This is a genomic window from Solibacillus palustris (genome assembly GCF_022549215.1).
Lineage (GTDB): Bacteria > Bacillota > Bacilli > Bacillales_A > Planococcaceae > Solibacillus > Solibacillus daqui.
On record NZ_JAKZFC010000006.1, the window covers coordinates 33,760 to 46,040 of the forward strand.

Annotated in this window: 11 protein-coding genes; 8 read left to right on the top strand and 3 right to left on the bottom strand. The window is 37.3% G+C overall.

The window, feature by feature from the left end; translation table 11 throughout:
- Positions 1–6 precede the first annotated feature (6 nt).
- The 3 genes from gatA (at position 7) to LZ480_RS14490 (ending at position 4,115) form a co-directional block, all read left to right on the top strand.
- Entirely contained in the window at positions 7–1,470 is a 1,464-nt protein-coding gene (gene gatA, locus LZ480_RS14480; RefSeq protein WP_241370257.1) for an Asp-tRNA(Asn)/Glu-tRNA(Gln) amidotransferase subunit GatA, read from the top strand.
- A gap of 1 nt (position 1,471) precedes the next feature.
- Positions 1,472–2,917: an Asp-tRNA(Asn)/Glu-tRNA(Gln) amidotransferase subunit GatB gene (gatB, locus tag LZ480_RS14485; RefSeq protein ID WP_241370258.1), complete on the top strand. Its 1,446-nt coding sequence runs from the start codon at positions 1,472–1,474 to the stop codon at positions 2,915–2,917.
- A gap of 325 nt (positions 2,918–3,242) precedes the next feature.
- Positions 3,243–4,115 carry a GNAT family N-acetyltransferase gene (locus tag LZ480_RS14490; protein WP_241370259.1) on the top strand — a complete coding sequence of 291 codons (873 nt, stop codon included), beginning with the start codon at positions 3,243–3,245 and terminating at the stop codon, positions 4,113–4,115.
- Between the two features lie 69 nt (positions 4,116–4,184).
- Here LZ480_RS14490 and LZ480_RS14495 read toward each other — a convergent pair whose 3' ends face one another.
- Together LZ480_RS14495 and LZ480_RS14500 are read right to left on the bottom strand one after the other, a co-directional pair.
- Positions 4,185–5,093, bottom strand: coding sequence for an alpha/beta hydrolase (locus tag LZ480_RS14495; RefSeq protein ID WP_241370260.1), 909 nt, complete (start codon positions 5,091–5,093; stop codon positions 4,185–4,187).
- The gene (locus tag LZ480_RS14500; RefSeq protein WP_241370261.1) at positions 5,090–5,710 is read right to left on the bottom strand and encodes a YesL family protein; all 621 of its coding nucleotides are present in this window, start codon (positions 5,708–5,710) and stop codon (positions 5,090–5,092) included. The genes LZ480_RS14495 and LZ480_RS14500 overlap by 4 nt, the downstream gene beginning before the upstream one ends.
- A gap of 189 nt (positions 5,711–5,899) precedes the next feature.
- On the opposite strand from LZ480_RS14500, the gene LZ480_RS14505 reads away from it, so the two are divergent.
- The 4 genes from LZ480_RS14505 (at position 5,900) to LZ480_RS14520 (ending at position 9,887) form a co-directional block, all read left to right on the top strand.
- Complete coding sequence (locus tag LZ480_RS14505; RefSeq protein ID WP_241370262.1) at positions 5,900–7,222, top strand: sugar ABC transporter substrate-binding protein; 1,323 nt, start codon at positions 5,900–5,902, stop codon at positions 7,220–7,222.
- A gap of 69 nt (positions 7,223–7,291) precedes the next feature.
- Positions 7,292–8,221, top strand: coding sequence for a carbohydrate ABC transporter permease (locus LZ480_RS14510; RefSeq protein ID WP_241370263.1), 930 nt, complete (start codon positions 7,292–7,294; stop codon positions 8,219–8,221).
- Between the two features lie 24 nt (positions 8,222–8,245).
- Positions 8,246–9,049: a carbohydrate ABC transporter permease gene (locus LZ480_RS14515; protein ID WP_241370264.1), complete on the top strand. Its 804-nt coding sequence runs from the start codon at positions 8,246–8,248 to the stop codon at positions 9,047–9,049.
- A 10-nt stretch (positions 9,050–9,059) separates the two neighbouring features.
- Entirely contained in the window at positions 9,060–9,887 is an 828-nt protein-coding gene (locus LZ480_RS14520; protein ID WP_241370265.1) for a Gfo/Idh/MocA family oxidoreductase, read from the top strand.
- 1 nt (position 9,888) lies between these two features.
- Here the strand turns inward: LZ480_RS14520 and LZ480_RS14525 are convergent, their stop codons facing one another.
- Positions 9,889–11,184: a helix-turn-helix domain-containing protein gene (locus tag LZ480_RS14525; protein ID WP_241370266.1), complete on the bottom strand. Its 1,296-nt coding sequence runs from the start codon at positions 11,182–11,184 to the stop codon at positions 9,889–9,891.
- A gap of 80 nt (positions 11,185–11,264) precedes the next feature.
- Between LZ480_RS14525 and LZ480_RS14530 the strand changes: the two genes are divergently transcribed.
- On the top strand, positions 11,265–12,281 hold the full coding sequence (locus tag LZ480_RS14530) for an NAD-dependent epimerase/dehydratase family protein (protein WP_241370267.1): 1,017 nt from the start codon (positions 11,265–11,267) through the stop codon (positions 12,279–12,281).

A 12,281-nucleotide genomic window follows, 5' to 3' on the forward strand; every position in this document is an offset into this window, starting at 1 on the left:
GAACGCATGACAGTATTTGAGCGCACATCAGCACAATTACAAGAGAGCTTAAAGTCTGGCGAACTAACAATTGCGGACTTAACAAAAGAAGCATTTGACCGCGTAGAAAAGTTAGATGGCGATGTACAAGCTTTCTTAGCATTAAACAAAGAACAAGCAACTGCAAAAGCTGCAGAATTAGATAAAGTTCCTTTCGAGGAGCGCGGCCCATTATTCGGTTTGCCGATCGGGGTTAAAGATAACATTGTAACTGAAGGTTTAGAAACGACTTGTGCTTCTAAAATCCTAGAAGGCTTCGTGCCAATTTATGATGCGACAATCGTGAAAAAATTACGCGATGCTGGCATGGTGACAATCGGTAAATTAAACATGGATGAATTTGCGATGGGTTCTTCAAACGAAAACTCAGCATTCAAAACAACAAAAAATCCATGGAATACAAAACACGTACCAGGCGGTTCTTCAGGTGCGTCTGCAGCAGCAGTAGCAGCAGGTGAAGTACCATTTTCACTAGGTTCTGATACAGGTGGTTCAATCCGTCAGCCAGCAGCTTACTGTGGTGTTGTAGGGATGAAGCCTACATATGGTCGTGTATCTCGTTTTGGTTTAGTTGCATTCGCATCTTCTTTAGACCAAATCGGACCAATTACACGCAATGTTACAGATAACGCATTACTTTTAGAAGCAATCTCAGGCGTAGACGAAATGGATTCAACATCAGCTGACGTACCAGTGCCTAACTACGCAGCAGCTTTAGATGGTAACATCAAAGGCTTAAAAATTGCTGTGCCAAAAGAATTCCTTGGTGAAGGCGTTGGCGAAGCAGCGAAACAATCCATTCTTGATGCATTAGAAGTATTAAAGGCTCAAGGCGCTACTGTAGAAGAGGTTTCATTACCACACTCTAAATACGCGTTAGCAGCTTACTACATTCTTTCATCTTCAGAAGCTTCTTCTAACCTTTCTCGTTTCGATGGTATTCGTTACGGTTACCGCACAGACAACGCGAAAAACTTATTAGAGCTTTACAAAAACACACGTGCTGAAGGTTTTGGTGACGAGGTAAAACGTCGTATCATGCTTGGTACGTACTCATTATCAGCAGGTACGTACGATGCTTACTACAAAAAAGCACAACAAGTACGTACATTAATCAAACAAGATTACGACAAAGTTTTTGAAAACTATGACGTAATTATTGGACCAACTGCGCCAACCCCAGCATTCGAAATTGGTGCAAACGTAGATGATCCACTTACAATGTACGCAAACGATATTTTAACGATTCCTATTAACTTAGCGGGTGTACCAGCGATTTCTATCCCTTGTGGATTCGAAAATGGCCTACCACTAGGTTTACAAATTATCGGTAAACACTTCGACGAGGAAACACTTTACCGCGTTGCTTATGCGTATGAGCAACAAACAGACTTTAACACACAAACTCCAGCGCTATGGGAGGTAAAATAATATGAACTTTGAAACAGTCATCGGCTTAGAAATTCACGTAGAATTAAAAACGAAGTCTAAAATTTTCTCCGCTTCACCAAACCACTTTGGTGCTGAGCCTAATACAAACACTACTGTAATCGACCTTGGTTATCCAGGCGTTTTACCAGTATTAAATAAAGAAGTAGTAGACTATGCGATGCGCGCGTCTTTAGCATTAAATATGGAAATCGAACAAGAGACAAAGTTCGACCGTAAAAACTACTTCTATCCAGATAATCCGAAAGCTTACCAAATTTCACAATTTGATAAGCCGATCGGTAAAAATGGTTGGGTTGAAATCGAAATTCCAGCTAAAGGTGAAACACCAGGTTATAAAAAGAAAATTGGTATTACACGTCTTCACATGGAAGAAGATGCAGGTAAATTAACGCACGCAGATGGCTACTCTTTAGTTGACTTAAACCGTCAAGGTACGCCACTTGTTGAAATCGTTTCTGAGCCAGACATCCGCACGCCAGACGAAGCATATGCATACCTTGAAAAGGTAAAATCAATTATCCAATATTCAGGCGTATCGGATGTACGTATGGAGGAAGGTTCATTGCGCTGTGATGCCAACATTTCTTTACGTCCTTATGGCCAAGAAGAATTCGGTACAAAAGCGGAACTTAAAAACTTAAACTCATTTAACTTCGTACGTAAAGGTCTTGAGCACGAAGAAATTCGTCAAGCACAAGTACTTTCTAGTGGTGGTGAAATCGAGCAAGAAACACGTCGTTATGACGAAAAAACGGGTAAAACAATTTTAATGCGTGTTAAAGAAGGTACGGACGATTACCGTTACTTCCCAGAGCCAGATTTAGTACGTCTTTCGATTTCTGACGAGTGGGTTGAGCGCGTACGTCAATCAATTCCTGAATTACCAGATGCACGTAAAGAACGCTACATTTCTGAGTTAGGCTTAACAGAGTATGATGCAAACGTACTTGTTGTTAACAAAGAGATTTCTGATTTCTTCGATGTAACAGCAGCTGCTGGTGCAGATGCGAAATTAGCGGCGAACTGGTTAATGGGTGATATTTCTGCTTACTTAAATGCAGAGCAAAAAGAGTTAAAAGATACAGCATTAACACCAGAAAACTTAGCAGGTATGATCAATTTAATTTCTGATGGCACAATTTCTTCTAAAATCGCGAAAAAAGTATTCACTGAGCTTGTTGAAAACGGTGGCGACGCAGCGAAAATCGTGAAAGAAAAAGGCTTAGTTCAAATTTCTGATCCAGAAGTAATCCGTGGCTTCGTTACTACTGTTCTTGATAACGATGCAAAATCAGTAGCAGATTTCTTAGGCGGTAACGAGCGTGCAATTAAAGCGCTTCTTGGCCAAATTATGAAAGCTTCAAAAGGTCAAGCAAATCCACAATTAACAAACCAAATTTTAATGGAAGAATTAAATAAACGTTAATTCTTCTCTATGCAACGACAGTCTGAAAATAGGCTGTCGTTTTTTTGACGAAAAATTATTTTTGCTATGAAACACTTGATAGATAGGATCGAATAAGTTAATAATTGGAAATGGAATGAACAAACATCATTAAAGTAAAATAGTTTCAACCAGGGGAGTGGCCGATTTGTCGGATAGTATTTATGATTTAGGTGGACAACAAGTGCAGGTGGAAAATGGACTATGTAAGTTAGTGGGGAAATAGCAGGCAGTACACAAGTTGTACTAGCAGTTTGCGAAGGAAAAATAGTCTATCAAAATACAAAATTGTAAAAGAGGTTATTAAATGAATTTCATTAAAGGTGAGGTAATTCGTAATAATGTTCAACTGAAACAAAGCTTTCTTCAATTAGCGAAAGAGACATTTGGTCTTGAATTTGAACAGTGGGACGCTTTAGGCTATTGGGATAACACGTATTGTCCTTATGCTTTTGAAGTGGATGGGAAAATTGTAGCCAATGTATCTGCAAATATTGGGACGATGCTAGTAGAAGGAAAAACATATCAAGCCATTCAAATTGGAACAGTCATGACGAATTCAGCGTTTCAGGGACAAGGCATATCTCGAAAGCTGATGGAGAAAGTGTTAGAAGATACAGCAGATGCTGCAATTATTTACTTATTTGCCAACGAAACCGTACTTAATTTTTATCCGAAATTCGGCTTTGAAACACGTAGACAAGCAACATTTACGATCGAAACGAAGGATTTAAATTTGCAGCCGACGGAAGTAAAAAAAGTAGATATTTCGGATGAAGCTGCGCGTAAGTTATTTTACGAAACGACGAAACACCGTATGCCAATTAGTTCGAAAATGAGCATGTTACAAAATGAAAATATTGTCATGTTTCATGCATTAACACAATACAAGGATGCCATTTATTATGTACCGAAATTCCATGCTTTTGTGATTGCAAAGGAGCAGAACGGGTATTTCCAACTCATTGATGTTATTTCAAAACAATATGTTGATTTACTAGAGATTATTGAAAGTTTACCGATTCAGGAAAAAATGGTGGAGTTATGCTTTACTCCTGAAAATTTAAAAGTGCCCGTACAGCAAGGAATTTTCCAGGATGAAGGCGCGATGTTTGTGAAGGAACAAAGTAATCTCCACTATCCAAATGATGTGTTATATCCATATAGCGGATTAGCATGAGAAAATGAGTTTGAGACAAAAAAATACAATTTTTCACCGCGTAGAAAAATTGTATTTTTTAGTGTATGTTTATTTTGTCACAACCTTATTTATTATCTCCTCCGTCACGACCAGCAATCGTTTTTTGGCTTTCTTTGCAATGGCAACATTTTCTAGATCAAAGCCGTGAAAGCATCCTTCATAAATATCAAACGTAATAGTCGTTTGCTCATTTTTTAGCTTCTCAACAAACTCACAAACCTCTTCAAAGAATAAGTCATGTGTGCCAATGAACGTATAAATTGGCGGTAAATCATGCAATGCGGCATAAAATGGTGATGCATATGGCGGCACTTCTTGGCAGTTTTTTAAATAGGCCATCCAACTTTTTTCATTTTTCTCTACATTCCAAAGACCAGGAGAAGTAAATTGCTTATGGAATGGGCGAGTTTGCCAATCAAGCATTGGATACAACGGCAGCACCCCAGCAATAGATGGTCCTTGTTCATCGCGTGCTTTTAATGTCACAGCTAATGCCAAATTTCCACCCGCACTCCCACCACAAACTATAATTTTCTCACGGTTTATTTTCAAGCTTTGGGCTTGTTTATTTGCCCATAGAAGTGCGTTATAGCCATCTTCTAATGCTGCAGGATAAGGATATTCCGGAGCTAATCGGTATTGCGGTATTAGGACAACTGCTTGGAACTTATGAACAAAATCAAGCAAATACGAAATGCTATCATCTGGATTTCCGAATACCATACCACCCCCATGAAACCAAATAAAGCAAGGTGCATATTCATAAGTCTGCTTCGGTTTAATGCAAATGACACGGAGCTCATCAAGCATGATTTCCTCGATGACGCAACCATTCGTATCAATCGGCTGCTCCGAAGAATGTGTGAACGAACGATTGGCAATAAATTGCTCAAAAGTAACGGTATTGTTTAATTTATTTTCGTAAATTGTCACGAGTTCTGGATGTAAACCGTTCATGTAGAAACCGCCTCTTTTAATTTCTTTTGTTCAATTTTTTTGAAGGCACGCATTGAAAATTGCATCATGAAGTAGCTAAGCACGCTGCCTACAAATAATGGAATGGCCCCTGGAAGTAGATTAAAGATGCCATACATCAACAACACAATACAAGCATTTAATAACACCGTGAAAGGTGAAGTTAATGTAAATAAAAATGCTTGTTTAATTGTTGTGAAGAATGATAGCTCAAAATGAACATACACTGGGAAAAAGAAGCACAGTGTCCCGAAAACAAGAAAAGCAATGATCATTGTTGGAATGAGCAAAATCGTTAAAAACTCAAATGAATAAATTGCGTAAAAATCAATTGCTAAAATAGCAATGACTACATAACTGATTGCAGCATAACCATTTCCACGTAGCCATTCTTTTTTATAAGTTTGCCAGAATGTTTGTGAAATCGGTTTTTCAACTTCACACAATAATTGACGGATAACGGTAAATAGGGCAATCGTTGCTGGAAAAAGCCCAAATATAAAAAATCCAAGCATCGAAAAGAACAGCCATAAAAAATTTAGGTACACAATTTTTAATAGCTTTACACCTAAGGTATGAAAACCTTCCCAAAACGTCATATAATGCCCTCCTTTACACTTTATTATAAAATATATTTTCAGAAAAATAATAAAAATCAAATTAAGGACTTTTAATGGACTTGAGTTAGGATAGAATTTTTTGTAGTCTGAAAAAAATAGCAATTACAAATTCAGTAAATGTTATTTTGAGTAAAGGGTTAATTATTTTATAAATAAGGGGGATTCATAATGAAAAATTCTATTTTTAAAAAGTTCGGGCTATTATTCTTAGTTCTAGTTCTTTCAGTTGTTATGGCAGCATGTAACGATGACAAGGAAGATACTTCAAATGGATCAGATAATTCATCGAGTGGTACGACTGATAATGGAAGCGCTAACACAAACAACGGAGATGCATCAAAATTATCGGGAGAAATTACGGTATGGGCACATCCATATACAGATGGTACAACTGGTGAAGGCGATATGTGGAAAGACTTAGTAGCAAACTTTGAAGCTGACACAGGCGTAAAAGTAAACTTTGAACAAATTCCATGGGCAAACCGTGATCAAAAAATCTTAACAGCGTTAGCAGCTGGCCAAGGTCCAGACGTATTCTACGTTATTCCAGACCAAATGCCACAATATGCAGAACAACAATTAATTTTAGATATTTCACAATATGTATCCCAAGAAGAATTAAGTGGATTTGTCCCAACAGCGATTGAAGCAACAAGTTGGAAAGGCAAACAATATGGTATGCCAATTTTACAAACAGCTGAATCTTTAATTTATAACAAAGATATTTTAAAGGAGCTTGGTGTTGATGAAAACAGCTTACCTACGAATTGGGATGAGTTTAAAGCATTAGCAGAAAAAGCAAAAGCAGCGGGTTACTATGCGTTCTCTTATGCTGGTGGTGGTTCATTAAACAACACAATCTATCCATTCTTATGGCAAGCTGGCGGGAATGTAATTGATGCAGATAACAACATTTTAATTAACTCGCCAGAATCAGTAAAAGCATTCGAGTTAATTAACGAAATGTATACAAAAGGTTGGATTCCACAAGATTCAATTACAGCTTTAGAACATGATTCTCTATACTACGGCGGAAAATTATTAGCAGTAAACGGTTCTGGTATCTCAGTAAACTACCTATTAGCTGAAAAACCATTCGAATTTGTTATTGCTCCACCATTAAAAGATGCTGAGCAATTAACATATGGTACTGTAGGTATGTTCGTAGGTTCTGCGATTTCTAAAAATCCAGAAGCAGCTGCAGAATTTATGAAATATATAACAAATGCTGAAAACCAACGTACATTCAACAACATTACACAATACATTCCAACACGTGATGAAGCGAAAGACATTTTCGAGGCACAGCCATTCATGGCACAATTATCAGAATACACAAAATATGCAAAACCAGGAGTTATTCACCCAGAAGGACGTAATATTATGCCTCTAGTTCAAGCTGAGATTCAAGCAATGTTAGAAGGTAAACAAACGCCTCAAGAAGCTGCAGATAAGTCAGCAGATGCAATTGATAAGTTAATTAACAAATAACAAATAATGAGAGTTTGGTCTTAGTGATCAAACTCTCTCCTTACTTAATGTACAGAAAGGGTGAGACACGTGAACGCTACAACATCTAAACAGGAGAATAAGCAGTCGCTCGGTGCTAAAATCAAGCGTGAATTAAACAAAAATTTATTAGTCTATGTCGTGCTCATTCCTGTTATTATTCACTTTATTATCTTTCAAGTTTACCCGTTTGCGTTAAGTTTTTATTTAACTTTCCATGATTGGAAAATAATTGGAGACCCTGAATTCGTAGGGCTAAAACATTGGAAAACATTATTAGATGATGAAATCGCGTGGAAAGCAATATGGAATACAGTGAAATTTTCCATCTACTATATAGTACCTACTATGGCGTTAGGCTTAGTATTAGCGTTAATTATTAGTTCAGGTGTCAAGTTTTCAGGCTTCTTTAAAGGATTATTCTTCCTACCGGTAGTTACATCGTTCGTAATTATTGCAGGTATTTGGGGCTGGTTATTCCGTGGTACAGACGATGGCTTCATTAACTACTTAATTGGTTTTGTTGGAATTAATCCACAGCTATTTTTGTCGAGCTCTTCACAAGCGCTTATCGTATTAGCTGGGCTAAGTATATTCAAAGTAGCCGGAACAACGATGATTTACTACTACGCTGGATTACAATCAATCGACCGTCATTTATATGAAGCGGCTCGTATTGATGGAGCGAATTCCTGGAAGATCTTTTGGAAAGTAACATTCCCAATGTTAAAGCCAATTCACTTTTATGTGGCGATTACAACGACAATTGGTTCATTCCAAATTTTCGATTCGGCGTTTTTATTAACAAATGGTGGACCTAACTATGCAACGACAACAATCGTGTATTACTTATATCACCAAGGTTTTACGAGCTTAAATTTAAGCTATGCAGCTGTATTGTCTTATGTATTATTCTTCATCATTTTAATTATTTCGTTAATCCAACGAAAATTCATTGGGAAAGACCCTAATCATTATTAAGCTGGTGCGGGGAGGAGCAGATAAATGAAAAAAATAATCTCGTATACAGCGTTAGCAATTTTGGCAATTATCTTCATTTTACCATTCGTTGTAATGGTGTTTGGTTCATTAAAAGAAGTTAAGCAAGCACAAATTGATCCACTATTCTGGCTACCAACGGATCCTTCTATACAAAACTATGTAACGATTTTTACAAATGGTATTTTTATTCGCTGGATTTGGAACTCTATCGTCATTACGATTATTCCAGTAATTACACAAATGCTTTTTGCCGCCCTTCTTGGATATATCTTTGCAAAAAAGCAATTTTGGGGGAAAGAAACAATTTTCTGGATTTTCATGGCGGTTATTATGATTCCACAGCAACTATTTATTATTCCTAAATATATTATGTTCGCTGATTTTGGTTGGATTAATACGTATTGGGCATTAATCGTTCCAGAGCTTTGGGCGATTATGGGTGTATTTTTAGTTCGTCAATTTTTACAAGGGATTCCGAAAGATTTGGAGGAAGCGGCGTATATTGATGGAGCAAATGACTGGCAAATTTTCTTTAAAATTATTTTTCCACTATCATTCCCGGTTGTCGCAACGGTTGGTACATTTGCCTTCATTTCAAACTGGAATGATTTATTCCAACCATTAATTTACTTAACGAATGAAAAAATGTTCCCAGTAACAGTCGGCCTTGCTTCAATGCTCGGGAAAGAAGGAAATTTCGGTGTTGAAATGGCCGGAGCAACGATTTCATTTATTCCGACATTTTTAATCTTTATTTTCTTCCAACGTTATTTCACGGAAGGAATCACAATGTCAGGTATTAAATAGGAGGCATTGGATGAAAATTGGAGTCATTGGAACGGATTCGTCTCACGCAGTAGCTTTTTCTGAGCGACTGCTAGCAAAAGGACATCAAATCGTTGCGTATCAAGGTGGATCTACCATTGCATTAAGTAAAACGAGGATTGCCACGATTTCCGCACAAATGCAGCAAATCGGTGTACCTTTTGTAGAAGCGCTGGAACAAATGCAAATACAGTGTGACGCATTCATAATTACTTCTGTTGATGCGACACAGCATTTTGAACAATTCAAGCAGCTTGTTTCATGCAAAAAGCCTGTCTTTATTGATAAGCCATTCGCAAAAAATAGCGTAGAGGCGACTGCCATTATAAAACTGGCAAGTGAACAAGCGATTCCATTAATGAGTAGTTCCGCTTTACGATTTGCAGATCCTGTACAAGCAGTAAAAAATAAATGCATCGAAGCGGTGGATATTAGTGCTCCGCTCCCGATGCTCGAACCAAATGATTATTTTTATTACGGAATTCATGCATTAGAAATGATATGTGTACTAAAGAAAATCCCGATAAAGGATGTTTCGGTACAGAATCATCAACAGCAGCATTTCATTACAGTACGATTTGAAGATGATACAGTTTCAACCATTCGCGGCTATTTACAAAATCGTCAAAGCTTTCAATTTGTGACACATACCTCATCATTGAGTGAAATGTACACAATTGCAGAAGGTGATTTGCATTTTTATGATCGACTCATAGATGAATTGGAACGATTTTTCATGACAAAACAAAGCCCAATTGCATTAGCCGAAACACTTCAAATTATTCGTATCCTTGAAAAGATGACACAGCATGCAAAATGAATTACTGATTTTTAAGTTCTTCTAAAAACTGCATGAAATAGATGCGCTTCGGGCGACCTCGATGGGCTACTTTTTCCTCGCCGATAATATCGACTAGCCCTGCATCCAACCATTTTAGCAAGATGCGATTCGCACTACGTAACGTAATATTCAATGTTTGGGCTAATTCCTCTGCTGTATAAATATATTTTTGATGCTTTGTAATTCGTCCCATTAATTTTGAAATATACGATGCAGACATGCCAGCCTTTTCGGCACGTTCTAGTAACTGCAAATCGGTAATAGCTAAAGGGTATTGTTCGTAGTTAATAAAAACGGTCGTATCAATGGGACCGATGACACGGCTATCTTCACGGACAATATAACAGACATTTGGACCATTATCATTAGCTTGGTAAAGCGCTTGCTTTGCATGTCGTCCAGATTCATAGGCATTTATACCAAAGCCAATACCAATCGTACAATTAATATGTAGTTCTTCTTTGAACTGAGAAAGAAGCGGCAAGTGTTTGTAGCCAAGCGTTTCGCGTTCGAATTGGCCGCGTGTCGTAATAAAGCTGTATTGCAAAGGATTTAACGTAATAAGGTGTCCATCCATTTGTTGAGAAAACTGTTGCAAAATTTGCTTCACTTTTGAGTAATCTTGCGACGCAATTGCTTCAAATTGGATTATGCCATAAACAATTTGAGTCTCCTTATTTTGCCGACTTTTACTTGCAAGGAGTACGCGTTCAAATGCGACAATCATTTCCTGTTTTGTAGGAATTAAATAGTCACTAGCTAAATTTAAAGAACGTAATTTTTCATGTACGGCTGCAACCGTAGTGACAGGGTGATAACCTTGTTTGGCATAAGAAATATGATTTTCAACAATTTGTTCAATTGCTACATCTGTTGAAAAAACATAATCGATTTTTTGGTGAAGCTGATGCGTAATCGCCAAAATATCACTTTCTTGCATGAAATCAAAGCTGTACGACTTTTCTTGCTTTTTAATTTGATGTGTTAATAGCAACTGATAAAGCTGGATCGCTCGGCTATTTAGTTGATATAACTTCAATGAAGAATCATAGTTTTTTAGTTGTTGATAAATAAAAGGATCGGCAATTACCAGCATTTCGTATTGTGTAATAAATGTTATTAATTCCTCTGTTAGTAACGAATCATGCAGTATAAAATACTGTGCTTGGATACTTGGAAATCCACGCAAAGATTCTTTAATAGCGGGGAGCATCATTTCAGGACTAATAATTGCTACTAAACTTTGAGAGGTATATAGTGTGTTGTGATTTGTCATGTTAGCGCCTCCAAAACTTTGTACTATAACAATTCTACGAAAAAATGTAAGAATATTCAAATTGTATAGGAGTGTTTATTATGCAAACGATTGAACAATTGGAAGAATTTATGGCAAAACCTTCTACAGCGCTTGTAGAGGATATTAAAAAAATAGATGGTGACATTTTAATTTTAGGAATCGCTGGCAAGATGGGACCAACATTAGCGAAAATGGCGAAACTTGCTGTACAAGAGGCAGGCATAGAGAAGCGTATTATCGGTGTTGCGCGATTTTCGAATCAAGAAATGAAGCAAGAATTAGAAGACGCTGGGATTGAAACAATCACTTGCGATTTACTAGATGAAGCACAACTAGCTCAATTACCAGATGTGCCAAACGTTATTTTTATGGCAGGAAATAAATTCGGTACAATCAATAATGAGCATTTTACATGGGCGATGAACACGTATGTGCCGGGTCGTGTTGCTGATAAATATAAAAATTCTAATATTGTCGTCTTTTCATCAGGAAATATTTATCCATTCTTACCTGTAACAGCGGGCAACTGTGCAGAAGATGTAACACCTGTTCCAATTGGTGAATATGCGATGTCAACATTAGGACGCGAACGAATTTTCACGAACTTTTCAAATCGCTTTCACACAAAAATGGTAATGTTCCGATTAAACTATGCGATTGATCTACGTTATGGCGTTTTATTAGAAATTGCAAAATCCGTATATAATGATGAGCCCGTTGATGTCACGATGGGAAGTGTCAACGTGATTTGGCAAGGCGATGCAAATGAATATGCCATTCGTTCATTATTACATTGTGAATCTCCAGTGAAAATTTTAAATGTAACGGGTCCAGAAACATTATCTGTACGTTGGTTAACAAAAGAATTTGCGAAACGCTTTGGCAAAGAAGCAAAAATTGTTGGTGAAGAACAACCAACTGCACTGTTAAATACGGCATCTCATGCACATAAATTGTTCGGTTATCCACGTGTGACATTAGAGCAAATGTTAGATTTAGTGGCGAACTGGGTGCAAGCAGATGGTGCTACATTAAATAAACCAACGCATTTCCAAGAGCGAAAAGGGGCGTATTAA